This is a genomic window from Pseudomonas sp. N-137 (assembly GCF_034555295.1).
Lineage (GTDB): Bacteria > Pseudomonadota > Gammaproteobacteria > Pseudomonadales > Pseudomonadaceae > Aquipseudomonas > Aquipseudomonas rhizophila.
Map to the genome: position 1 here is coordinate 86,149 of NZ_JAXUDQ010000032.1, position 22,446 is coordinate 108,594.

The following is a 22,446-nucleotide window of genomic DNA, read 5'->3' on the forward strand; positions in this document are numbered from 1 at the left end:
TGAACACAAACGTTGTGAACAACCGAGATCCCCTGTGGGAGCGAGCCTGCTCGCGATGAGGTCGCTAAAGATTCAGAGCGTCTTGTTCGAAGCCGGATTGATCATCCGCGCCAACCCAAGGTTCTTCAGCGCCAGTTGCAAGGAGCTGTGGATCACCTGCGGATTATCGATCGTCATCACTTCGGCCAGCAGTTCCTGGGCCTTGCTGAGGTTGATCTGACGCAGCATCCATTTCACTTTCGGCAGGTTGGTGGCGTTCATCGACAGGCTGTCAAAGCCCATCGCCATCAGCAGCACCGCCGCCGCCGGGTCCCCGGCCATTTCACCGCAGATACTCACTGGCTTGCCTTCGGCATGGGCGTCGCGGACCACATTCTGCAGGGCTTGCAGCACCGCTGGGTGCAGGTAGTCGTACAGGTCGGCGACCCGCGGGTTGTTGCGGTCCACGGCCAGCAAATACTGGGTCAGGTCGTTGGAGCCAACCGACAGGAAGTCAACCTGGCGCGCCAGTTCCTTGGTCTGATACACCGCCGCCGGGATTTCGATCATCACCCCCACCGGCGGCATCGGCACGTCGGTGCCTTCGTCGCGCACTTCGCCCCACGCCCGGTGGATCAGGTGCAAGGCTTCTTCCAGCTCATGGGTGCCGGAAATCATCGGCAACAGGATGCGCAGGTTGTTCAGACCCTCGCTGGCCTTGAGCATGGCGCGGGCCTGGACCAGGAAGATTTCCGGATGGTCGAGCGTCACGCGTATCCCGCGCCAGCCAAGGAAGGGGTTGTCTTCCTTGATGGGGAAGTAGGACAGGGATTTGTCCCCGCCGATGTCCAGGCTGCGCATGGTCACCGGTTGCGGATGGAAAGCGGCCAACTGTTCGCGATAGATCGCCAGCTGTTCCTTTTCGCTGGGGAAGCGCTGGTTGATCATGAAGGGCACTTCGGTGCGGTACAGGCCCACACCCTCGGCGCCGCGCTTCTGCGCCCGGGCAACATCGGCCAGCAGCCCGGTGTTGACCCACAGCGGCATGCGGTGGCCGTCGAGCGTCACGCAAGGCAGGTCCCGCAGCGCATCCAGGCCCAGGGACAGTTGCTTTTCTTCCTCCACCACATCGGCAAACTGCTTGCGCAGCAATTCGGTGGGGTTGGTGTAGACCTCGCCGTGGTAGCCATCGACGATCATCTGGATGCCGTCGACCTTTGAATACGGCAGGTCCACCACGCCCATGACCGTCGGAATGCCCATGGCGCGGGCCAGGATCGCGACGTGGGAGTTGCCCGAACCCAATACCGAGACCAGCCCCGCGAGCTTGCCTTCAGGCACCTCGCCGAGCATGGCCGGGGTCAGTTCTTCGCTGATCAGGATGGTGTTATCGGGATAGACCAGGGTCTGCTGGCGTTCCTGTTGCAAGTAGGCCAGCAGCCGGCGGCCGAGGTCCTTGACGTCGGAGGCACGCTCGCGCAGGTAGGCGTCGTCCATCAGTTCGAAACGGTTGACGTGGTCGGTCACCACCTGGCGCAACGCACCCTGGGCCCACTGACCGGTCTTGATGACCGTGGTCACCTCGCTGCCCAGGGAGGCGTCGTCGAGCATCATCAGGTAAACGTCGAACAGCGCGCGCTCTTCGGGGCGCAGCTGCGTCGCCAGTTTCGCCGACAGGGCGCGCATGTCGGCCCGCACGCCCTCGATGGCTGTCTTGAACAGGCCCAGTTCGGCGGGGATGTCGACGATGGTCTTGTCCGGCACTACGTCGAGGTCGGCGGGCGGCAACATGACCACCGCCGTACCCACTGCCGCGCCGGGTGAGCCTGGCACGCCGACGAACTTGGCTTCCTGGATGCCCTTGCCCTGGCGGCCCAGGCCGCTGATCGACCCGGTGGCTTCGGCGTGGGCGATAACCCCGGCCAATTGCGCGCTCATGGTCACGAGGAAGGCTTCTTCACCTTCGTCGAACTGGCGACGCTCCTTCTGCTGGATGACCAACACGCCGACGACACGGCGGTGGTGGATGATCGGCGCCCCGAGGAACGAGGCGTAGCGTTCTTCGCCGGTCTCGGCAAAATAACGATAGCGCGGGTGATCCGCGGCATTTTCGAGGTTCAGCGGTTCTTCGCGCGTGCCGACCAAGCCGACCAGACCTTCATTGGGCGCCATGCTGACCTTGCCGATCGAGCGCTTGTTCAAGCCCTCGGTGGCCATCAGCACAAAACGGTTGGTCTCGGGGTCCAGCAGATAGACCGAGCAGACTTGGCTGCCCATGGCCTCTTTGACGCGCAATACAATAATCCCCAACGCCGCCTTGAGATCCTTGGCGGAGTTAACTTCCTGGACGATCTTGCGCAGCGTATTGAGCATGGCTCGGGGTCGAACTCCGTCGTCAGTCGCGCGTCAGCAGGCGCGGGGCAAGCTCTTTGAGGGCGCGTCGGTATACCTCGCGCTTGAATGTCACCACCTGGCCCAACGGATACCAATAGCTGACCCAGCGCCAGCCATCGAACTCCGGTTTACCGGTCAAATCCATCCGCACCCGCTGCTCGTTGGAGATCAGGCGCAGGAGAAACCATTTCTGCTTCTGGCCGATGCACAGCGGTTGGCTATGCGTTCTGACCAGGCGTTGCGGCAAACGATAGCGCAACCAGCCCCGGGTGCAGGCGAGTATTTCGACATCTTCTCGCTCAAGCCCCACTTCTTCGTTCAACTCGCGGTACAAGGCCTCTTCGGGCGTCTCCTGAGGGTTGATCCCACCCTGGGGAAACTGCCAGGCGTCTTGATTGATACGGCGAGCCCATAGCACCTGCCCTGCATCATTCGTAAGAATGATCCCCACATTGGGTCGGAAACCATCGGGATCGATCACGGCAACAACCTCGCAAACGCATGTCGCCGCATTGTTCCACAAAGGTTGTGAAAGCAGCAACGAGCCTTCCTACCTTATGTGCACTCTTGTGAAAAGTCCGTATTCTGGACGTCTTTCTTCAGATTCTTCAGCGAGTAACTGCAATGCGGCTGGCTTTATTCGACTTGGACAACACCTTGCTGGGCGGCGACAGTGACCACGCCTGGGGCGATTACCTGTGTGAGCGCGGTTTCCTCGACGCCGTTACGTACAAGGCGCGCAATGACGAGTTCTATCAGGATTACCTGGCCGGCAAGCTCGACAACGCCGAGTACCTGAATTTTTGCCTGGAAATCCTTGGCCGCACGGAGATGGAGGTGCTGGCACAGTGGCATCTGGACTACATGCGCGACTGCATCGAACCGATTGTGTTGCCCCAGGCGATCGAGCTGTTGAGTAAACACCGTGAGGCCGGCGACAAGCTGGTGATCATCACCGCCACCAATCGCTTCGTCACCGGACCGATCGCCGAGCGCCTGGGAGTCGAAACCCTGATCGCCACCGAGTGCGAAATGATCGACGGGCGCTACAGCGGGCGCAGTACCGACATTCCGTGTTTTCGTGAGGGCAAGGTGATGCGGCTCAATCGTTGGCTGGAGGAGACCGGGTATTCGCTGGACGGCAGTTACTTTTATAGCGACTCGATGAATGACCTGTCGCTGCTGGAAGTGGTGACCCATCCGGTGGCCGTGGATCCGGACCCGAACCTCAGGGCCGAAGCCCAGAGGCGGGGTTGGCCGGTGATTTCGTTGCGTGGCTGAAATCGTCATCGCGAGCAAGCTCGCTCCCACAGAGGTTGCGTGATCCACACAAATTCCCTGTGGGAGCGAGCTTGCTCGCGATGAAAGCGCCGCGGCCCAAGCCTTAAACCGGCTTGGCCCCCATCAACCCCGCAATGGCGATAAAGCAGACAAAACTGAACAGCGCCAAGGCAAACGTAAACTTCCCAGCGCCCGCCGCCGGCAGCTTGCGCAGTTTGTTCAACCGTACCAACAGCCAGAACCCCGCCAGCGCCGCCACGGTGTAGAGCACACTGGAAGTCAGCAACCAGGTCTGCCCCAGTGGCCAGCCGATCTGATGCACCATCCACCACCCCGTGAACGGCAGGCTCACCAGCGCCAGGACCATCACCAGCCAGACAAACACCCGCGGGCGTTGCAATGTGCGCGCGGCCGCCGTGGCATCGCCGTTGCGGCGCGTCCTCCAGACCCAGATGGCCAGCCCCAGGGCACCCGCCAAGAGCAATACTGTGGCGACGACATGAGCGATCTTCAGCGCGGTTAACGTTTCCATCGTTGGATTTCCTTGAGTCTTGCCGGGCAGTCTAGCTCTGCTTTAGCCCAGGAACAGCTGATACGCCGGGTTATCGCTTTCATCCCAGTACGGATAGCCGATTTCTTCCAGGGCTGCCGGTACCAGATGACGTTCATCGTGCGGTACCTGCAGTCCCGCAACCACACGACCATCCGCCGCACCATGGTTGCGGTAGTGGAACATCGAGATGTTCCAGCGTCCGCCCAGCTTGTTGAGGAAGTTGAACAGCGCCCCCGGACGTTCCGGGAATTCGAAGCGCAGCACGACCTCGTCGATGACGTGGGCCGCATGCCCGCCCACCATGTGGCGAATGTGCAGTTTGGCCAGTTCGTTGTCGGTCAGGTCCACCACCGGGAAGCCTTGCTCGGTCAGGCTGGCGATCAGCGCGCTGCGCGGGTCGTTTTCCGGGTGCGTCTGCACGCCCACGAAGATGTGCGCTTCGCTGCCCGTGTTGTAGCGATAGTTGAATTCGGTGATCTGGCGCTTGCCGACGGCTTCGCAGAAGGCCTTGAAGCTGCCTGGCTTCTCGGGAATGGTCACTGCGATGATCGCCTCGCGGCCTTCGCCCAGCTCGGCACGCTCGGCCACGTGACGCAGACGGTCGAAATTGACGTTGGCGCCGGAGTCGATGGCCACCAGGGTCTGCCCGCTGACGCCGCGCGATTCGACATATTTCTTGATCCCGGCCACGCCCAAGGCGCCGGCAGGTTCGGTGATCGAGCGGGTATCGTCGTAGATATCCTTGATGGCCGCACAGATCTCGTCGGTACTGACGGTGATGACTTCATCCACGTAGTGCTTGCAGATGTCGAACGTGTGCTGGCCGATCTGCGCCACGGCAACGCCGTCGGCAAAGAGCCCCACGGTCGGCAGCACCACTCGCTCGCCAGCGGCCAGGGCGGCTTGCAGGCAATTGGAATCGTCCGGCTCGACGCCGATCACCTTGATGTCAGGCCGCAGGTATTTCACATAGGCCGCGATCCCGGCAATCAGCCCGCCGCCGCCCACCGGGACGAAAATCGCATCCAGACGCCCCGGATGTTGGCGCAGGATCTCCATCGCCACCGTGCCCTGCCCGGCAATGGTGTGGGGATCGTCATAGGGGTGAATGTAGACGTAGCCCTTTTCGTCGACCAGTTTCAGCGAATAGGCCAGGGCTTCGGGGAACGAATCACCGTGCAACACCACTTTGCCGCCTCGGGAACGTACGCCTTCGACTTTGATTTCCGGAGTGGTCTTGGGCATCACGATGGTGGCTTTGACGCCCAGCACCTTGGCCGCCAGGGCCAGGCCCTGGGCGTGGTTGCCCGCCGAAGCCGTGACCACGCCGCGTGCGCGCTCTTCGTCGCTGAGCTGGGTCAGCTTGTTGTAGGCGCCGCGAATCTTGAACGAGAACACCGGCTGCAAGTCTTCGCGCTTGAGCCAGATGTTGTTGCCCAGCCGCTCGGAGAGCTGGCGGGCAGTCTGCAATGGGGTTTCCACGGCAACGTCGTAAACGCGCGAGGTGAGGATCTTTTTGACGTACTGTTCAAGCATCGGAAAGCATCACTGAGCGGGTTGGGCAGGGCCAAGGAGTCTAACCCGGCTTTTGGCTGGGCGACCACACGAATCCCAAGGTTTTGTTGGGTTATACTCGCGTCCCTCTTTACTCCCCGTCCGCTTTCGGAGCCCGCATGACCCAGGATCAACTCAAACAGGCCGTGGCCCAGGCCGCTGTCGACCTCATCCTCCCGAAACTGGATGACAAGAGCATCGTTGGGGTCGGCACCGGCTCGACGGCCAATTGCTTCATCGACGCACTGGCGCAGCACAAAGGTGCGTTCGACGGCGCGGTCGCCAGCTCCGAAGCCACCGCCGCGCGCTTGAAGGGCCACGGGATTCCGGTCTATGAGCTCAATACCGTGAGCGACCTGGAGTTCTATATCGACGGCGCCGATGAAAGCGACGCGCACCTGAACCTGATCAAGGGCGGCGGCGCAGCCCTGACCCGCGAGAAGATTGTCGCGGCCGTGGCCAAGACCTTCATCTGCATCGCCGACGCCAGCAAACTGGTGCCAGTCCTCGGCGCGTTCCCGCTGCCGGTGGAAGTCATTCCGATGGCCCGCAGCCATGTGGCCCGCCAACTGGTGAAACTGGGCGGTGACCCGGTGTACCGCGAAGGCGTGCTGACCGATAACGGCAACATCATCCTGGATGTCCATAACCTGCAGATCACCAACCCGGTGGAACTGGAAAGCCAGATCAACGCCATCGTCGGTGTGGTCACCAATGGCTTGTTCGCGGCTCGCCCGGCGGATGTGTTGTTGCTGGGGACGCCTGAAGGGGTGAAGACCCTGCGGGCTGAGTAAGCCGGCCAGATAACCTGCTCTTTTCAGTGATTCAGCCCCTGTGGGAGCGAGCCTGCTCGCGATAGCTGTCTACCCGACACATCCATGTTGGCTGACGCACCGCCATCGCGAGCAGGCTCGCTCCCACATCAGGTTTTTTGGGGATCAAGGCTGCGGTTTCTTGAAGACGTAGAACAGGTTCGGTTCGCTCACCACATACAAGTTGCCATCATCGTCCATGGCAACGCCCTCGGCCTGAGGGACGGTTTTTTGCAGCCCTTGACGGCCCTTGCTCAACGACAGCGTGCTCAACGGGCGGCCGTCGATGTCCAGCTCGATAATCAATCGCGACTCATCGGACAGCGCCAGTAAATGGCCGCTGCGCTCGTCGTATTGCAGGCTAGAAAGATCGCGTACGAACAGTCCGGCATCGCGCTTGGGGTTGTTGATTACATGGACAGCGTAGGATTTGTCCGGTTTGTGATGGGGAAAGCCCCGCACTTCATAAATCAGCATCGGATCGCGCTCCTTGGCCACGAACAACCGTTTGCCCACTGAGTCGTAGGCCAACCCTTCAAACCCTTTGTTACCGTTCAGGTGCAGGCCAAGCGTCATTTGCTCTGCGTCGGCGGCGTCGAGGAATTGGGTATCGTCGTCCAAGTGAATCTTGATCAGCCGCTGCTGACGCTCGTCGGTGATGACGTAAATGTCCTCGCTGATGAACTCCACCGCCTCCGGGTCGCCGAAGCCAATCAGGGCGATGCGCCTAAGAATCTTGCCGTCCAATGACAGCTCGATCAGTTCGGCATTCTTGTTGGTAACGGTAAAGAGGCTCTTGCGGATCGGATCGTATGTCAGCGCCGAAACGTCATTGTCCAGGCCTTCAATCACCCGCGCCTCGACCGTCACCCGATAGTGGTCCAGGGCAATGGCCTGTTCGCTGGGGGGCTGCCAGAGGGCGTTGAGGTTGAACCAGGCGCGCTCGAACAGGCGCAGGTATTGAGCTGCTGCGATCAAAGCGATCAATACGATCATTATCAGCAGCAGGATCAAGGGCTTCGGGCGGGCAAGTCGACGCATGTGGGTGGGCTCGGATGAGAACAGGTGGTTGGAAATACCACGGCTGCCTGAACTGAAGCTTAATGGCCGGATGCCACACCCTACGGCGAAGGATGAATTACCTTACAGAGTTGCGCTATCAGCGTTGTTTTTCGAAACGATAGAACAGGTTCGGCTCGCTGACCATGTACAGGTTGCCGGACTCATCGAGGGCTACGCCTTCTGCGCGGGGGATCGTATCTTTGATGCCGTTGAAACCGCCCAGCAAGGTCATGAAGCTGACCTGTTCCCCTGCATCGTCCAGCTCCAGCAACAGATGGGAGTCGGCCGACAGCAGCAGCGAGTGCCCCGTGCGAGGATCGATCGCCAGCGCCGACAGGTTGCGCAGGTCCAGCTCGTCGCTGGCATGGATCTGTTTGTCGCCCTTGAGCAGTTGGCTGCCGTCGCTTTTCCAGGTGAACAACGCTGGCGGACGCTCTTCACCCAAGGCCAATTGCTGGTTGCGTGGATCCCAGGCGACGCCTTCGAAGCCCTTGTTCTGGTTCTTGGACGGGCCGAGATCGTAGTGGGGGAAATCCGTGCTGTTCAGTTCGCGAGTATCGGCATCGACCTGGATGATCGACAGCGTGTGTTTTCGTTCATCGGTAATAGCCATCAGGCCATTCTCCATGTAGGCCACGCCTTCAGGATTGCTCCAGCCCACCAACGGCATTTTGCGCAGCACGTCACCCTGCAGGGTGAGTTCCACCAGAAACGGATGCTTACCCATGATCGCGAACAGGGTTTTGGTCTGTGGGTTATAGGTCAGGTCGGACGCTTCATCCTCTTCCATTCCTGGCAGGACCTTGGCATCAATCACCGCGTGGTAGTCCGGCAGCCAGATGCTTTCCTGGCGCTGGGCGGGGCTCTCGAGACGTTCCGATGCCCACAGCAGGCCCCGGTCATCCCAGTGCATGGCATACGCCAGCCAGTAAAAGGCCCCGGCTGCTAACAGCGACCAGGCGGACCAGAGCAGCGAGAAGCGAGCGCGGCGGACGGGGCTGGAGGAGGGCCGAGCTAGAGGAGTGGCCATCAGGGGGATGCGTTCCAGGTATTCGGGTTAGGAAAATGAATGGCTCAGACGCCGTATTCCCTGGAATTATCCGGATGGCATGTGAAAAAAATGGTAAATGGCGAGAGCCGTCCATCCATGTGGGCACGAGCCGGCTCGCGCCCACGCGGGACGGTGCCTTGCGGTTAGCGAACGCTGCTTTCGAAACGGCTCGCGCCTGGCAATTCCAGTACCAGTTCATCCCCGACGTTCAACGGTCCCACGCCCGCTGGAGTGCCAGTGAGGATCACGTCGCCGGCCTGCAATGAGAAGCAGCCAGCCATGTATTGGATCATCGGCACGATGGGGTTGAGCATCAGGCTGCTGTTGCCGTCCTGGCGCACTTCACCGTTGATGGTCAGGCGAACCGGGATGTCGGTCAGGTCGGCAAAGGTGCCGCTGGACACGAAAGGTGCCAGCACCGCCGCACCGTCGAAGGATTTGGCGACTTCCCAGGGCAAGCCCTTGGCCTTGAGCTCGGCTTGCTTGTCCCGCAGGGTCAGATCCAGGGCCGGGGCGAAGCCGGAGATGGCATCCAGCACTTCCTCGGCACTGGGCCGGGTCGACAGTGGCTTGCCGATCAGCACGGCAATTTCAGCTTCGTAGTGCACCGCACCACGGTCGGCGGGGATGCTGAAACCGCCTTCCAGCGGCACCGCGCAGCTGCCGGGCTTGATGAACAGCAGGGGTTCGGTAGGTACCGGGTTATCCAGTTCCTTGGCGTGTTCGGCGTAGTTGCGGCCAATGCACACGATTTTTCCCACCGGGAAATGAATACGGGTACCGTCGACATACTGGTGCTGATAGCTCATTACCGACTCCTGCTTCTGGGATTCATCAGGTATTTTTTGCATTAAACCGCGAAAATCTTGCCCGGGTTCATGATGCCGTTCGGGTCGAACACTGCCTTGACGGCCTTCATGTATTCAATTTCTACCGGCGAGCGACTGTAGGTCAGGTAATCGCGTTTGGTCATGCCTACGCCGTGTTCGGCGGAGATCGAGCCGTTGTATTTCTCGACGGTTTCAAAGACCCATTTGTTCACGGTCGCGCACTTGGCGAAGAATTCGTCCTTGCTCAGGTTCTCTGGCTTGAGGATGTTCAAGTGCAAGTTGCCGTCGCCGATGTGGCCAAACCAGACGATCTCGAAATCCGGGTAATGTTGGCCGACGATAGTGTCGATGTCGCGCAAGAAGCCCGGGACTTTCGAGACGGTGACCGAGATGTCGTTCTTGTACGGTGTCCAGTGGGAGATGGTTTCCGAGATGTACTCGCGCAACTTCCACAGGTTTTGCAGTTGGGTTTCGCTTTGGCTCATCACCCCATCGAGCACCCAGCCTTGTTCGACACAGTGTTCGAACGTTTCCAGGGCGTGGTTGGCGACTTCTTCGGTGGTGGCTTCGAACTCCAGCAGGGCGTAGAAGGGGCACTCGGTTTCGAATGGCGCCGGTACGTCGCCCCGATCCAGGACCTTGGCCAGGGCCTTGTCGGAGAAGAATTCGAACGCCGTCAGGTCCAGCTTGCCCTGGAAGGCATGCAGTACGGGCATGATCGAATCAAAATCGGCGGTGCCCAGGACCATGGCGGTGAGGTTCTTCGGAGCCCGGTCCAGGCGCATGGTGGCTTCGACCACGAACCCGAGGGTGCCTTCGGCGCCGATGAACAACTGCCGCAGATCGTAGCCAGTGGCGTTCTTGATCAGGTCCTTGTTCAGTTCCAGCAGGTCACCTTTACCGGTGACGACTTTCATGCCGGCTACCCAGTTGCGGGTCATGCCGTAACGAATGACCTTGATTCCGCCGGCATTCGTGCCGATGTTGCCGCCAATCTGACTGGAACCGGCCGAGGCGAAGTCCACCGGGTAGTACAGACCGTGCTCTTCAGCCTTGTTCTGCAGTTGTTCAGTGACCACACCTGGCTGGCAGACGGCTGTGCGATCGGTGAGGTTCACGTCGAGAATCTGGTTCATGTAGTCGAATGACACGACCACTTCGCCGTTGGCCGCTACGGCCGCGGCGGAAAGCCCGGTACGCCCGCCCGATGGCACCAGCGCGACCTTGTGCTCATTGGCCCAGCGCACAATGGCCTGAACCTGTTCGGTGGTCTTGGGGAAGACGATGGCGCTCGGCGCCGGGGCGAAGTGCTTGGTCCAATCCTTGCCATAAGCGCTCAGGGAGTCGGCATCGGTCAAGACTTTGCCAGGCTCAACCAGGGTCTTCAGCTCATCTATCACGGCAGGATTGGTCATCGACAGAACTCTCGAACAATTCATGGTCATCCTGAGAACGCTTCACGTCGCAGGAATGAGTGTTTAGCGGGGTGCGTATGCTAGCATACCGACCCCGCAGCGTAGTGCCCATTGGCTGTTCTGCGGCGACGGCTGTCATGCCGGTCGGACCAGCATGCGCTGTCCGATTCCCTGCCATTTTTCTCCGGGACACAGGTTTACGCAGATGAGCAAGACTTCTCTCGATAAGAGCAAGATCAAGTTCCTTCTTCTCGAAGGCGTCCACCAATCGGCTGTCGACGTCCTCAAGTCGGCGGGCTACACCAGCATCGAGTACATCACCAGTTCTCTGCCGGAAGCCCAGCTCAAGGAAAAGATCGCCGATGCTCACTTCATCGGTATTCGCTCCCGTACCCAATTGACCGAAGAGATCTTCGACCACGCCAAGAAACTGGTGGCGGTCGGCTGCTTCTGCATCGGCACCAATCAGGTGGACCTCAATGCGGCGCGCGAGCGCGGTATCGCGGTGTTCAACGCGCCATACTCCAACACCCGTTCCGTTGCTGAACTGGTGCTGGCCGAAGCGATCCTGCTGCTGCGCGGCATTCCCGAGAAGAACGCTTCCTGCCACCGTGGCGGCTGGATCAAGAGCGCGGCCAACTCCTTCGAAATCCGTGGCAAGAAGCTGGGTATCGTCGGTTACGGCTCGATCGGCACGCAGTTGTCGGTGCTGGCTGAAGGCCTTGGCATGCAGGTGTTTTTCTACGACACCGTGACCAAGTTGCCGCTGGGCAATGCCACCCAGGTCAACGACCTGCACGAGCTGTTGGGCATGTCCGACATCGTGACGCTGCACGTTCCGGAAACCGCCGCCACCCAGTGGATGATCGGCGAGAAGGAAATCCGTGCCATCAAGAAAGGCGGGATCCTGATCAACGCCGCTCGTGGCACCGTGGTCAAGCTCGACGCCCTGGCCGAAGCGATCAAGGACAAACACCTGATCGGCGCCGCCATCGACGTATTCCCGGTGGAGCCGCGCTCCAATGACGATATCTTCGAAAGCCCGCTGCGCGGCCTGGACAACGTGATCCTGACCCCGCACATCGGCGGTTCTACTGCCGAAGCCCAGGCCAACATCGGCCTGGAAGTGGCGGAAAAGCTGGTCAAGTACAGCGACAACGGTACTTCGGTATCGTCCGTGAACTTCCCGGAAGTGGCCCTGCCGGCTCACCCTGGCAAGCACCGCCTGTTGCACATCCACGAGAACATCCCGGGTGTGATGAGCGAGATCAACAAGGTCTTCGCCGAAAACGGCATCAACATTTCCGGTCAGTTCCTGCAGACCAACGAGAAAGTCGGCTACGTCGTGATCGACGTCGATGCCGAATACTCCGATCTGGCGCAAGAGAAACTGCAGCACATCAACGGCACTATTCGTAGCCGGGTGTTGTTCTAAGCAGACCTGGCGTGCAACAAAAAAACGGGAGCCTCGCAGGGGGCTCCCGTTTTTTTCTGTCGAACACATAACCTGTGGGAGGGTTTTGTGTTGTGTCGACCTGTGCCGGTTTATTTCACGTTTACCGTGATCTTCTCGGACACGATCGTCGGATCGAACGGCATATGGCCGCTGTCGCCCAGTATCAGCTGCAAGGTGTGCTTGCCCGGTGCCAGTTTGATCGTAGCCTCGGTTTGCGCCTTGCCGAAATGCATGTGGTTGGCATCGGTGGGAATCGGCGCGCCCGCGGCAGGCAGTTTGTCGACATCAATCAGCAAATGATGGTGCCCGGTATTTTTGGTTTCATCACCCGCCGGGGCCAGCGCGATGTTCTTGACGCCGAACTTGACCTTGAACTCCTGGCCAACGGTGGCACCGTCTTCCGGGGAAACGATGAATACCTCTGCACCCTTGGGAGCAGGGGTTGCGGCGGATGCCAGCATCGAAGCTCCCAGCAACAGGCCGGCCAAGGCGGCACGTGACATAAAGCTTTTCATTTTTTTCTCCAGTTTTTCCATGAAATCCGCGTGGTCATGACAACTTCATGACCATTCGTTGTCGAAGCCTGCAACAACCATAGCAAAGCGAACCTGAAACGAGCGTCGCTTGTAACAATACAAAGGAGTGACCATGCGTTTTCTGCCTGGGCTGATCTGCCTGCTACCCCTCTTGAGCCCTCTGGCCCATGCCGAACTGATCGACGACATCAACGACCGTGGCGAATTGCGCATCGCTCTGGAAGCCAACACCAGCCCTTTCAACTTCAAGGAAGACGGCAAGCTCACCGGCTTCGAAGTGGAACTGGGTCAGATGCTGGCCGGCGAGCTCGATGTTCGCGCCGACTTTGTGGTCACCGATGCCAGCGATCTGCTGGCCGGTGTGGAAAGCGGCAAATACGATGTCGCCATCAACCACATAGCAATGACCCCGGAACTGGCCGAACGTTTCGACACAAGCACCGCTTATAGCCAACCGGATGCGCAACTGTTGGCGCGCAAGGACGACTCGCAACGCCCGATGGTCATGGCACAGTCGTTCCAGCCGGAAGAAAAGAGCGGCCCGCCCCCGAGCCTGGTGATTCCGTTCCAGAAGGGCAATCCGGCGTTCAAGGCCAGCCTGGACAACGCTTTGGCGCGTATCAAGGACGACGGGCGGCTTGAGCAGTTGTCGCAGAAGTGGTTGGTCAAGCAGGAGTAACAATGGGGCGGTGGGCGACGGCGGTGTGTCAGTCGCATCAATGTTGCTGATCCGCCGTCATCGCGAGCAGGCTCGCTCCCACATTTGGATCATTGATGGTTCGCCATTTATGTTCGCAGTTGACCCGTGTGGGAGCGAGCTTGCTCGCGATGGCGCCCTCAAATCCTAAGCAGGTCTACGCCAGACACTCGCCAACCAAGGCTGCTGCTCTCGCGGCAGCCCAGCCGGTCGGTAGTAATGCTCAAGCTCTACAAAGCCCGCTTCTGTGAGCAAGGTGCGCCAGGCCGCAAGGTCGTGGTAGGCGCCGAAGCGCTGGCCGTTCCAGCCTTCCTGGTTTTCGCCCCGGGGGTTGGAACTGAACAGCACGCCGCCGGGCTTGAGGGTGGCGTGCAATTGCTTGAGCACCCGTGGCAGTTCCTGGACGGGGACATGAAACAGCACCGCGTTGGCGAAAATCCCGTCAAAGCGTTCGACCGGCAGGTCGAGTTCCAGGAAGTCCTGCTGCCACACCTCACAACCGCTGTCCTGGCGCGCCATCCGGGCAAATTCCTCTGAACCGTCGAGGCCGACCGCGACATGGCCCATGGCCGTGAATGTGCGCAGGTCGCGCCCCGGGCCGCAGCCGAAATCCAGGATGTGCAGCGGTGCCTGGCCCTGGATATGGCGCAGCAGGGCGTCGATGTTCTGGCTGACATCGTGGTCGCGGGTGCCGTCGCGAAAGCTCTCTGCCACGGCGTTGTAATGGCCCAGGGTCGTGGCGGTGATGGCGTGCAGGTCGTCGGTGGTGTGTTTCATGGGTGTGGGTTTGGGTGAGGAGTGTCAGCCGACTATACCGCAAGCCCGCTGATCTGCCTGTGGGAGCAAAGCTTGCTCGCGACTGCAGTCGTCCAGTTGGTATCCATGTTGGATGGAATACTGCTATCGCGAGCAAGCTTTGCTCCCACAGGTCAACTGCTCCCATAGGTCAGCGTTTATTCAAGACGCGCGCCAGGCGGTCACCACCCAATTGGATCACGGCGACCAATGCCACCAGCAACACGATCACCGTGAGCATGATCTGGCTGTCGAAACGTTGGTAGCCGTAGCGGTAGGCGATGTCGCCCAGGCCGCCGGCGCCGATCGCTCCGGCCATGGCCGAGGAGTTGATCATGGTCACCAAGGTGATGGTAAAACCGCCAACGATGCCCGGCAGGGCTTCGGGCAGCAGCACATGCCAGACAATGTGCCAGCGTCGGCAACCCATGGCCTGGGCCGCTTCGATCAGGCCATGGTCGACCTCGCGCAGGCTGACTTCGGCGATACGGGCAAAGAACGGTGTGGCGGCGATGGTCAGCGGTACAACCGCGGCCCACACGCCATAGGTGGTGCCGACGATCAGCCGGGTGAACGGGATCAACGCCACCATCAGAATCAGGAACGGTATCGAGCGGAATAGGTTCACGAACGCGCCCAGGGCCCGGTTCAAGGCTGGCGCTTCATAAATTCCACCCTTGCCGCTCGTGACCAGGATCACCGCCAGCGGTATGCCCGCCAGCAACGCAATCAACGATGACACGCCAACCATCAGGAACGTGTCGATAAAACCCTGCAACAACCGGTCAAACCACATAACCCAGCACCTCTACCCGTTGTGCCCAATTGCCCGCCCGTTGACGCAATTCCTCGGCGCCCCATGACGAACCGCTCACGGCCAGCAGCAATTGCCCCAGCCCGTGGCCCTGAATGCGCTCGATGCCGCCGTGTAGCAGCCGCACCCGTCCACCGAGGGCACTGAACAAGGCGGCGAGATCCGGTTCTTCTCGATCTATGCCGCTGAATTGCAGGCGCAGCACGGTAGCCGCATCCGCCGATGCCGGCTGCCCCTGCAAGCGACTTTGCAGCTCTTGCGGTATGGCGTGTTGCAACGGCGCCAGCAGCGTCCGACTGACCTCGTGTTGCGGGTTGCCGAATACTTCCCAGACTGGGCCCTGCTCGACCATGCGTCCTTGCTCGAGCACCACCACCCGGTCGCAGACTTCACGGATCACCGCCATCTCGTGGGTGATCAACACGATGGTCAGGCCCAGTCGCTGATTGATCTCGCGTAGCAAACCGAGGATCGATTGGGTGGTCTCCGGGTCAAGGGCCGATGTGGCTTCATCGCACAACAGGATCTGCGGGTCATGGACCAGTGCCCGGGCAATCCCCACCCGCTGCTTCTGACCGCCCGAAAGTTGCGCCGGATAGGCCTTGTGCTTGCCTTGCAGGCCGACCAGCTCCAGCAGCTCGCGGACTTTGCGCTGGCGCTGTTCCTTGGGCACGCCGGCGACTTTCAGCGGCAGCTCAACGTTCTGCCAGACGGTCTTGGCCGACATCAGGTTGAAGTGCTGGAAGATCATGCCGATGCGCCGGCGCAGTTCCACCAGGCGGTCCTCATCGAACTCGCCGATGTCTATCTGATCGATCAACACCCTGCCGCTGGTGGGTTGTTCGAGGCGGTTGATGGTGCGGATCAGCGACGACTTGCCGGCGCCGCTGCGGCCGATGATGCCGAACACCTCGCCGCGCTGGATCGCCAGGTCGATCCCTTGCAGCGCGGCCACCGGACCCTGGGCACCGTTGTAGGTCTTGCCCAGGCCGATGAAGCGCACAAGGGCGCGGTTCAACTCCGGATGCAGCTCGGTCTGGTCGGCGCTTTGGGGCGTGGGAGCTTCGTGTCTGAGTCGAGCATTGACGGCGTTCATGGTCAGCCTTCCCATCCGGCCTGGTAGAGCTTGCCATGGGCCTTGTCCAGGGCCGCGCGCACGACAGGTGAGTGCTGATAGATGTCGACGAATTTGATCAGCCTTGGGTCGGTTTTGCTCTTGGGTTGGATCACGAACTGGATGACGTACTCCTTGTGATCGAGGCCGTCGAACAGCAAGGCAGACGTGGCGTCGAAGGTCTTCGCCAAGCGGATGTAGGCGGGATAGCCCTGTACCAAGTCGGCGTCGTCATAGGCACGCACCAGTTGCACGGCTTCGACTTGCAGGATTTTTATTTTTTTCGGGTTGGCGACGATATCGTCTTCGGTGGCCTTGTAACCCACTCCCGGCTTGAGGCTGATCAGCCCGGCTTTGGCCAGCAGTTGCAGGCCGCGACCGCTGTTGATCGGGTCGTTGGCAATGGCGACGCTCGCGCCTTCGGGCAGCTCGTCGAAGCTTTTGTATTTTTTCGAATAGAGCCCGACGTTGTTGATGATCCCCGGCGCAAAGGGCACCAGGTCGAACCCAGCGGCGGCCTTGGCATTTTCCAGGAACGGAATGTGCTGGAAGTAATTCACGTCGATATCACCGGAGGCCAGGCTGACGTTGGGCGCGATCCAGTCGCTGAACTCCACCAACTCGACCTTCAAGCCTTGCTTGCCGGCTTCTTCTACGGCGGCTTCCAGGGGAATGGCAAATGCGGCTGTGGTGCCGATCTTCAACGGTGCGTCGGCGGCAAACAGCGTCGAGCTGAACAGGCCGAGGGCCAGGGCCAGTGCTTTGACTGGCAAGGTCAGGAGTTGCTTGGTCATGTCGGATATTCCAGTCATTAATGGGCGGTGCATATTTTTTGTGGCGAACAGAGCTCTGTGGAAGCAAGGCTTGCCCGCGATGAAGTTGATGCGGTCTCTCAAAAACCGAGGTGTCTGCATCGCGAGCAAGCTTTGCTCCCACAGGGTCAGTGTCGGTAGGTCGAACCGGTGTGTCGTTCGGGCAAATGGGCCTCTGCGTGAAACAGCTTTTCGCGCAGGGTGCCGTTGTCGTATTCGGTCTTGTACGAACCGCGTCGCTGCAACTCGGGGATCACCAGGTCGATGAAGTCCACGTAGCTTTGCGGCGTGACGATGCGGGTCAGGTTGAAGCCGTCGAGGCCGGTTTCGGCGATCCACGCCTCCAGTTCATCGGCCACCTGTTCGGGCGAGCCGACCAGGGTGATGTAGCGACCGCCCAGGGCGTGTTGGTCCAGCAATTTGCGCCGGGTCCAGTCGTTGTTCTGCAGGATCTTGGTAGCAGACTGGATGGCGTTGCTCTTCACGTACTGGATCGGTTCGTCCAGTTCGTACGCGGAAAAATCGATTCCTGTCGAGGCGGAAAAATGCGCCACCCCGGCTTCGGCGCTGGCGTAGCTCAGGTACTCGGCATGCTTGGCCCAGGCGGCCGCTTCGGTCTCGCCGACGATCACGTTAAGGCCCATGAACACTTTGATGTCCCCGGGGTTTCGTCCGGCTCGGGCGGCGCTGGCGCGAACCTTGTCCACCTGGGCCTTGGTCGCGGGTTTGTTCTGGCCGCTGATGAACACGCACTCGGCATGCCGCCCGGCAAACAGCAGGCCGCGCTCGGAACTACCGGCCTGGAACAGCACCGGCGTGCGCTGGGGCGAGGGTTCGCAGAGGTGATAGCCCTCGACCTGGTAGAACTCGCCCTGGTGCCGAACCTTGTGCACTTTCTCCGGCCGGGCATAGATCCGCTGCTCGCGGTCGTTGAGCACCGCGTCGTTTTCCCAACTGCCTTCCCACAATTTGTAGAGCACTTGCAGGTATTCATCGGCCTGGTCGTAGCGGCGGTCATGCTCGACCTGCGCGGTAAGCCCCATGGCTTTGGCGGCGCTGTCCAGATAGCCGGTGACGATGTTCCAGCCGACCCGGCCGCGACTCAGATGGTCGAGGGTGCTCATGCGTCGGGCAAACAGGTAGGGCGGTTCGTAGGTCAGGTTGGCGGTGAGCCCGAAGCCGAGGTTTTTCGTCACGGCGGCCATCGCCGAGACCAGCAGCAACGGGTCGTTGACCGGCAGTTGGATCGACTCCTTGAGCGTGACGTCCACCGACTGTTGGTACACGTCGTAGACCCCGACGATGTCGGCGATGAACAGCCCGTCGAACAATCCGCGCTCGAGCAGTTGCGCCAGGGCGGTCCAGTATTCAATCGTGTTGTACTGGGTCGAGGTGTCCTGGGGATGAGCCCACAAACCATGGTTGATGTGCCCGATGCAGTTCATGTTGAACGCGTTGAGCAGGATCTTTTTCCTGTCGGCCGCCATCAGATAGTCCCCCGCAGCGGCGGTTTTTCACCGTTGAGGTAGAAGTTGCCCACCGCGTGGTATTTCCAGCGCACCGGGTCATGCAGGGTGTGCACCCGGGCGTTGCGCCAGTGGCGGTCGAGACCATGTTCGGCCAGGGTCGCCTGGCTGCCGGCCAATTCGAACAGGGTGCTGCCGGCGGCCAGGGAAATCTCGGTGCTGATGGCGCGGGCTTCGGCTACGGCAATCGAGGCGGCGGCGACCGTGTCGGCCTGGGTGTCGGCCTGGGCCCGGTCGAGAAATTCACCGGCACGTTCCAGCAGAGCTTCGGCGGCGTGCAGGCGGATGCTCAGTTGGCCGAAACTCTTGAGGGTGTGCGGGTCTTCGGTGGCGACGTCGCTGGTGGCGTCGATCCAGGGCCGGGTTTTGCTACGGACAAAATGCAAGGCGTCCTCATAGGCGGCGCGAGCGATGCCGGTGTCGATGGCGGCGTGAAGAATCTGCGCCAGCGGCCCCACCGGCGTTGGGCGTTCGAAGGCGCTCTGGAAGGGCACGACGTCTTCGGCGGTGACATAAACGTCCTCGAACACCACCGATCCACTGCCGGTGGTGCGCTGGCCGAAACCGCTCCAGTCGTCGATCACCGTCAGGCCTCGGCTGTTGCGCGGGACGAATGCCAGTTGTTGCACGCCGTTTTCATCCACCACCGACGTGGGGATGCGCTGGGCGTAGATCGCCCCCGTGGCGTAGAACTTGCGACCGCTGATGCGGTAGCCCTCACCGTCGCGGCGCAGTTGCGTGATGCGGTCGTGGGCGGTCTTGGTGCCGAGCTCCGCCAATGCATTGCCAAAACGTTGTCCGGCCAGGACTTCGGCATACAGGCGTTGTTTTTGCGCTTGGCTGCCGTTTACCCGTAGCACTTCCAGGGCGTAGAAATGATTTTGCGGAATCTGCCCCAGCGAGCCGTCGGCCTGAGCAATCAGCGCGATGACTTTGGCCAGGGTGACGTTGGACACACCGGCGCCGCCATAGGCCTTGGGCACGCTGATGCCCCACAGGCCAGAGCGGGAGAAGGCCTCCAGTTCCGGGTACGGCAAGCGGCGCTCACGGTCGCGCAGGGCGCTGTCGCGCTTGAAGTCATCGGCCAGGTCGCTGGCCACGATCAGGGCTTGTTCATCGCTGGTGATCACCGCGACGTGTTGAGAAAACGTCATGTACTGCTCCAGAGGTCGGGTCGTCAGATCCAGGAATGCCGGGCCGGCAAGGTGCCGTTCAGGTGGTAGGCGCCTACCGCGTGATACTTCCAGCGCACCGGGTCGTGCAGGGTATGGACCCGTGCGTTGCGCCAGTGGCGGTCGAGATTGAATTCGGCGAGGGTGGCGCGGCTGCCGGCCAGTTCGAACAGTTTTTCGCTGGCTTGCAGGGCGATCTCGGTGGTGAGCACCTTGGCCTCGGCCACGGCAATCGAGGCGCGGGCAGCCGATTGCGCGGTGATGGGCGCGGCGCTGACCTGGTCCAGCACTTGTCCGGCCTTGCGCAACAACGCTTCGGCGGCGTGCAGTTCGATTTTCAGCTTGCCGATGTCGGCGATCACATAGAGGTCGTCACTGGCCCGGTCGACCTTGGCATCGATCCAGGGCCGGGCTCGTTCTCGGACGAAGGCGATGGCATCGTCGATGGCGCCACGGGCGATGCCTGCATCGATGGCGGCCTGGATCAGTTGGGAAATCGCGCCTTGCACGCCGGGCGTTTCGTTGATGCGCCAGTTCTCCAGCACCAAGTCGGCATCCGCTTGCACATTGTTCAGCAACACGGTGCCGCTGGCCGTGGTGCGCTGGCCGAACCCTGACCAGTCGTCGACGATCCGCAGGCCCGGGGTGCCGCGCCGCACGAACGCCAGCACCTGCCGACCCTCGTCATTCAGCGCCTTGACCGCGACCCAGTGGGCAAACAGCGCGCCGGTGGAATAGAACTTCTGACCATTGATGACAAACCCGTCACCGTCAGCGGTGATCCGGGCCTTGAGTTCAAGGGTATTGCGAGTGCCACGTTCCGGCCCTGCGTTGCCGATGCGCCAGCCTTCGAGGACGCTCTGCAGCAGGATTTTTTTCTGCCGTTCGGTGCCGGTGCCGAGAATCAGTTGGAGTACGCCGAATTGGTTTTGCGGGATCTGCCCGAGGGCCGGGTCAGCGGCGGAAATGATCGCGAACACCTCGGCCAGCGTGACGAAAGAAACCTGCGGGCCGCCGTATGCCCGGGGAATGGCGATGCTGCCCAGTCCGCTACGGGTGAATTGCTCGATTTCTGCCCAGGGTAGCTTGCGTTGCTGGTCACGACGCGCGGCCTGCTGACGGGCGACCTGCGCCAGTTCATGGGCGGCTTGGATGGCCTCGGCATCGTTGCGCAACACCTGTGCGGGCAACAGCTGCGGTGCGATGTCCAGGTCGCTCTGGATCTTTGCTTGCGCCAAATCCGACATTACAGCCACTCCGTGGCTGCAGGCAGTGCCCTGGCATACTGCGCTGGGGTGATTGTGTTCCGTTCCATACCCACCTCACATCTCAAGAAACGCCGCGATGAATGCGGCGAGCGAAAATCAAGAATGTCCGGTGGTCCGGTTTATATACCCTAAACGCGTGTAATTTATTTTTGAACTAACTTTTAGGAATAACAATAGAGGGCTTTGTGCCGAGCGATGTTGTGGCGAGGGGATTTATCCCCGTTGGGCTGCGCAGCAGCCCCAAAGCAGTCAACACAGCAACCTGCTGCACCGCGATTGCATAGTGGGGGCTGCTTCGCAGCCCAGCGGGGATAAATCCCCTCGCCACAACAGCTTGCTCAGAGTATTCATGTTCGGCGGCGCGTTTCGGCGGCCATGAGCGCCTCTTTCGGAGAAGTGCTCAGGTAGGGATTGGCGCAACCGATCTTTAACGTTCGTGGCGGCGCCCAGTGGGAGTTGTTGCCCACGCGGTCGAGGATGCAGTAGGTCACTTCCAGGCGCAGGTCTTCCCCCGCCTCCAGAATGATCTGCGGCGGTACCCAGATGTTGATCGGCTGCCCAACCTCGCAGGGCTTGATGCGGGGCAGGTCCATGCGCACGTCGCCCCAGCGCAAGGTAATCGCATCGTCAGCAGCCATGTTCAGATAGGGCTCTATGGTCAGTGGTACACCGCGTTTGACCTGACTCGGGTTCACGCCCTTGCGGCGAATGGCATCAGGAATCCGCACTGGCGCCAGGCCTTGGTTTTCATCACCGCTCAGGGCCGACGGTTGGCCACCGGGACAATCGAGCTTGACCTGCACCCGTTGCGTTGCTGACAGCGCCGGGCCGCGCCCCACTTGCATCACGCGGTAATGGATGCGCGAGGTCCCGTTTACAACGAAGCTCTCGGGTACTCGCAACGTAACGCTAGTTTGCACGTCGGCCTGGGACAACAGGCGGGAGCCGACGTAGCAGTTGTCCCAGAACAGCTCGATCAGATCGCCCGCGTCCATGCCGGGGTAAGGGGCAATTGCCACTTGCAGGTGCGCAGCGCTGGTGATGTTGATGCGGGTACGCAGAGCGTTGACCAGGGTAGGCGCAGCCAGTTCAGGAATATTCGACGTACATGTCATGGTGTTCTCCTTGATGCTTTAAAACGAAGTCCGTTTCGGGAAGATCAAAAGCGCTTAATCATCGCGATATATTTTTATTGCGCAGCATGGACCCTGTCTGCGGTTCATCGCGCAGAACTAAAATAGTTCGCATCGCCTGTGGGTCACTAGATAAGGGTTCAGCAGTTTCAGTGTCAATAGAGGGACTTGCTTAATAATTAATTGTATAAG

The 22,446-nt window shown here is 60.6% G+C and carries 21 protein-coding genes; 4 read left to right on the forward strand and 17 right to left on the reverse strand.

The window, feature by feature from the left end:
• Positions 1-72 precede the first annotated feature (72 nt).
• Positions 73-2,352: a phosphoenolpyruvate--protein phosphotransferase gene (gene ptsP / locus T3A99_RS26905; protein ID WP_047226814.1), complete on the reverse strand. Its 2,280-nt coding sequence runs from the start codon at positions 2,350-2,352 to the stop codon at positions 73-75.
• Positions 2,353-2,374: 22 nt separating this feature from the next.
• Entirely contained in the window at positions 2,375-2,854 is a 480-nt protein-coding gene (locus T3A99_RS26910; RefSeq protein ID WP_003186867.1) for an RNA pyrophosphohydrolase, read from the reverse strand.
• Between the two features lie 143 nt (positions 2,855-2,997).
• Here T3A99_RS26910 and T3A99_RS26915 point away from each other — a divergent pair, with 143 nt between their 5' ends.
• Complete coding sequence (locus T3A99_RS26915) at positions 2,998-3,654, forward strand: HAD family hydrolase (protein ID WP_322834971.1); 657 nt, start codon at positions 2,998-3,000, stop codon at positions 3,652-3,654.
• A 103-nt stretch (positions 3,655-3,757) separates the two neighbouring features.
• Here the strand turns inward: T3A99_RS26915 and T3A99_RS26920 are convergent, their stop codons facing one another.
• Positions 3,758-4,186, reverse strand: a complete 429-nt coding sequence (locus tag T3A99_RS26920; RefSeq protein WP_322834972.1) for a DUF2269 family protein — start codon at positions 4,184-4,186, stop codon at positions 3,758-3,760.
• A gap of 42 nt (positions 4,187-4,228) precedes the next feature.
• The gene (gene ilvA / locus T3A99_RS26925) at positions 4,229-5,743 is read right to left on the reverse strand and encodes a threonine ammonia-lyase, biosynthetic (protein WP_047226817.1); all 1,515 of its coding nucleotides are present in this window, start codon (positions 5,741-5,743) and stop codon (positions 4,229-4,231) included.
• Positions 5,744-5,880: 137 nt separating this feature from the next.
• Here ilvA and rpiA point away from each other — a divergent pair, with 137 nt between their 5' ends.
• Positions 5,881-6,555 carry a ribose-5-phosphate isomerase RpiA gene (rpiA, locus tag T3A99_RS26930; RefSeq protein WP_047226818.1) on the forward strand — a complete coding sequence of 225 codons (675 nt, stop codon included), beginning with the start codon at positions 5,881-5,883 and terminating at the stop codon, positions 6,553-6,555.
• A gap of 144 nt (positions 6,556-6,699) precedes the next feature.
• Here rpiA and T3A99_RS26935 read toward each other — a convergent pair whose 3' ends face one another.
• The 4 genes from T3A99_RS26935 to T3A99_RS26950 form a co-directional block, all read right to left on the reverse strand.
• On the reverse strand, positions 6,700-7,614 hold the full coding sequence (locus T3A99_RS26935) for an SdiA-regulated domain-containing protein (protein WP_288911601.1): 915 nt from the start codon (positions 7,612-7,614) through the stop codon (positions 6,700-6,702).
• Positions 7,615-7,732: 118 nt separating this feature from the next.
• On the reverse strand, positions 7,733-8,665 hold the full coding sequence (locus T3A99_RS26940; protein WP_322834973.1) for an SdiA-regulated domain-containing protein: 933 nt from the start codon (positions 8,663-8,665) through the stop codon (positions 7,733-7,735).
• A 164-nt stretch (positions 8,666-8,829) separates the two neighbouring features.
• Positions 8,830-9,495 (reverse strand): fumarylacetoacetate hydrolase family protein, encoded by a 666-nt coding sequence (locus T3A99_RS26945; RefSeq protein ID WP_047226821.1) that lies wholly within the window; start codon positions 9,493-9,495, stop codon positions 8,830-8,832.
• Between the two features lie 41 nt (positions 9,496-9,536).
• Positions 9,537-10,931, reverse strand: coding sequence for an FAD-binding oxidoreductase (locus tag T3A99_RS26950; RefSeq protein WP_322834974.1), 1,395 nt, complete (start codon positions 10,929-10,931; stop codon positions 9,537-9,539).
• A 205-nt stretch (positions 10,932-11,136) separates the two neighbouring features.
• Between T3A99_RS26950 and serA the strand changes: the two genes are divergently transcribed.
• On the forward strand, positions 11,137-12,366 hold the full coding sequence (gene serA, locus T3A99_RS26955) for a phosphoglycerate dehydrogenase (RefSeq protein ID WP_047226823.1): 1,230 nt from the start codon (positions 11,137-11,139) through the stop codon (positions 12,364-12,366).
• Between the two features lie 110 nt (positions 12,367-12,476).
• On the opposite strand, the gene T3A99_RS26960 is transcribed toward serA, so the two are convergent.
• The gene (locus T3A99_RS26960) at positions 12,477-12,902 is read right to left on the reverse strand and encodes a DUF4399 domain-containing protein (RefSeq protein ID WP_047226960.1); all 426 of its coding nucleotides are present in this window, start codon (positions 12,900-12,902) and stop codon (positions 12,477-12,479) included.
• A 133-nt stretch (positions 12,903-13,035) separates the two neighbouring features.
• Between T3A99_RS26960 and T3A99_RS26965 the strand changes: the two genes are divergently transcribed.
• A complete protein-coding gene (locus T3A99_RS26965) occupies positions 13,036-13,602 on the forward strand; it encodes a transporter substrate-binding domain-containing protein (protein ID WP_047226824.1) in 567 nt (188 codons plus the stop codon).
• A 165-nt stretch (positions 13,603-13,767) separates the two neighbouring features.
• On the opposite strand, the gene T3A99_RS26970 is transcribed toward T3A99_RS26965, so the two are convergent.
• The 8 genes from T3A99_RS26970 to T3A99_RS27005 all read right to left on the reverse strand — a co-directional run bounded on the left by T3A99_RS26970 (position 13,768) and on the right by T3A99_RS27005 (position 22,236).
• Positions 13,768-14,397 carry a class I SAM-dependent methyltransferase gene (locus T3A99_RS26970; protein ID WP_047226825.1) on the reverse strand — a complete coding sequence of 210 codons (630 nt, stop codon included), beginning with the start codon at positions 14,395-14,397 and terminating at the stop codon, positions 13,768-13,770.
• A gap of 169 nt (positions 14,398-14,566) precedes the next feature.
• The gene (locus T3A99_RS26975) at positions 14,567-15,211 is read right to left on the reverse strand and encodes a methionine ABC transporter permease (protein WP_173406423.1); all 645 of its coding nucleotides are present in this window, start codon (positions 15,209-15,211) and stop codon (positions 14,567-14,569) included.
• Positions 15,201-16,325 (reverse strand): methionine ABC transporter ATP-binding protein, encoded by a 1,125-nt coding sequence (locus tag T3A99_RS26980; RefSeq protein ID WP_274090801.1) that lies wholly within the window; start codon positions 16,323-16,325, stop codon positions 15,201-15,203. The genes T3A99_RS26975 and T3A99_RS26980 overlap by 11 nt, the downstream gene beginning before the upstream one ends.
• A 2-nt stretch (positions 16,326-16,327) precedes the next feature.
• Positions 16,328-17,137, reverse strand: a complete 810-nt coding sequence (locus tag T3A99_RS26985; RefSeq protein WP_274090800.1) for a MetQ/NlpA family ABC transporter substrate-binding protein — start codon at positions 17,135-17,137, stop codon at positions 16,328-16,330.
• Between the two features lie 146 nt (positions 17,138-17,283).
• A complete protein-coding gene (locus T3A99_RS26990) occupies positions 17,284-18,642 on the reverse strand; it encodes an LLM class flavin-dependent oxidoreductase (RefSeq protein ID WP_274090799.1) in 1,359 nt (452 codons plus the stop codon).
• Positions 18,642-19,835: an SfnB family sulfur acquisition oxidoreductase gene (locus T3A99_RS26995; protein ID WP_274090798.1), complete on the reverse strand. Its 1,194-nt coding sequence runs from the start codon at positions 19,833-19,835 to the stop codon at positions 18,642-18,644. Before T3A99_RS26995 ends, T3A99_RS26990 begins: the two co-directional genes overlap by 1 nt.
• Positions 19,836-19,858: 23 nt before the next feature.
• Positions 19,859-21,100 (reverse strand): SfnB family sulfur acquisition oxidoreductase, encoded by a 1,242-nt coding sequence (locus T3A99_RS27000; RefSeq protein WP_274090797.1) that lies wholly within the window; start codon positions 21,098-21,100, stop codon positions 19,859-19,861.
• A gap of 368 nt (positions 21,101-21,468) precedes the next feature.
• A complete protein-coding gene (locus T3A99_RS27005; RefSeq protein WP_047226831.1) occupies positions 21,469-22,236 on the reverse strand; it encodes a hypothetical protein in 768 nt (255 codons plus the stop codon).
• Between the last annotated feature and the right edge of the window lie 210 nt (positions 22,237-22,446).

Bases quoted from the DNA above. Each gene is read 5' to 3' on its own strand.
- ptsP (WP_047226814.1), bottom strand. From the start codon at position 2,352: ATGCTCAATACGCTGCGCAAGATCGTCCAGGAAGTTAACTCCGCCAAG.
- T3A99_RS26915 (WP_322834971.1), top strand. From the start codon at position 2,998: ATGCGGCTGGCTTTATTCGACTTGGACAACACCTTGCTGGGCGGCGAC.
- T3A99_RS26920 (WP_322834972.1), bottom strand. From the start codon at position 4,186: ATGGAAACGTTAACCGCGCTGAAGATCGCTCATGTCGTCGCCACAGTA.
- ilvA (WP_047226817.1), bottom strand. From the start codon at position 5,743: ATGCTTGAACAGTACGTCAAAAAGATCCTCACCTCGCGCGTTTACGAC.
- rpiA (WP_047226818.1), top strand. From the start codon at position 5,881: ATGACCCAGGATCAACTCAAACAGGCCGTGGCCCAGGCCGCTGTCGAC.
- T3A99_RS26935 (WP_288911601.1), bottom strand. From the start codon at position 7,614: ATGCGTCGACTTGCCCGCCCGAAGCCCTTGATCCTGCTGCTGATAATG.
- T3A99_RS26940 (WP_322834973.1), bottom strand. From the start codon at position 8,665: ATGGCCACTCCTCTAGCTCGGCCCTCCTCCAGCCCCGTCCGCCGCGCT.
- T3A99_RS26945 (WP_047226821.1), bottom strand. From the start codon at position 9,495: ATGAGCTATCAGCACCAGTATGTCGACGGTACCCGTATTCATTTCCCG.
- T3A99_RS26950 (WP_322834974.1), bottom strand. From the start codon at position 10,931: ATGACCAATCCTGCCGTGATAGATGAGCTGAAGACCCTGGTTGAGCCT.
- serA (WP_047226823.1), top strand. From the start codon at position 11,137: ATGAGCAAGACTTCTCTCGATAAGAGCAAGATCAAGTTCCTTCTTCTC.
- T3A99_RS26960 (WP_047226960.1), bottom strand. From the start codon at position 12,902: ATGAAAAGCTTTATGTCACGTGCCGCCTTGGCCGGCCTGTTGCTGGGA.
- T3A99_RS26965 (WP_047226824.1), top strand. From the start codon at position 13,036: ATGCGTTTTCTGCCTGGGCTGATCTGCCTGCTACCCCTCTTGAGCCCT.
- T3A99_RS26970 (WP_047226825.1), bottom strand. From the start codon at position 14,397: ATGAAACACACCACCGACGACCTGCACGCCATCACCGCCACGACCCTG.
- T3A99_RS26975 (WP_173406423.1), bottom strand. From the start codon at position 15,211: ATGTGGTTTGACCGGTTGTTGCAGGGTTTTATCGACACGTTCCTGATG.
- T3A99_RS26980 (WP_274090801.1), bottom strand. From the start codon at position 16,325: ATGAACGCCGTCAATGCTCGACTCAGACACGAAGCTCCCACGCCCCAA.
- T3A99_RS26985 (WP_274090800.1), bottom strand. From the start codon at position 17,137: ATGACCAAGCAACTCCTGACCTTGCCAGTCAAAGCACTGGCCCTGGCC.
- T3A99_RS26990 (WP_274090799.1), bottom strand. From the start codon at position 18,642: ATGGCGGCCGACAGGAAAAAGATCCTGCTCAACGCGTTCAACATGAAC.
- T3A99_RS26995 (WP_274090798.1), bottom strand. From the start codon at position 19,835: ATGACGTTTTCTCAACACGTCGCGGTGATCACCAGCGATGAACAAGCC.
- T3A99_RS27000 (WP_274090797.1), bottom strand. From the start codon at position 21,100: ATGTCGGATTTGGCGCAAGCAAAGATCCAGAGCGACCTGGACATCGCA.
- T3A99_RS27005 (WP_047226831.1), bottom strand. From the start codon at position 22,236: ATGACATGTACGTCGAATATTCCTGAACTGGCTGCGCCTACCCTGGTC.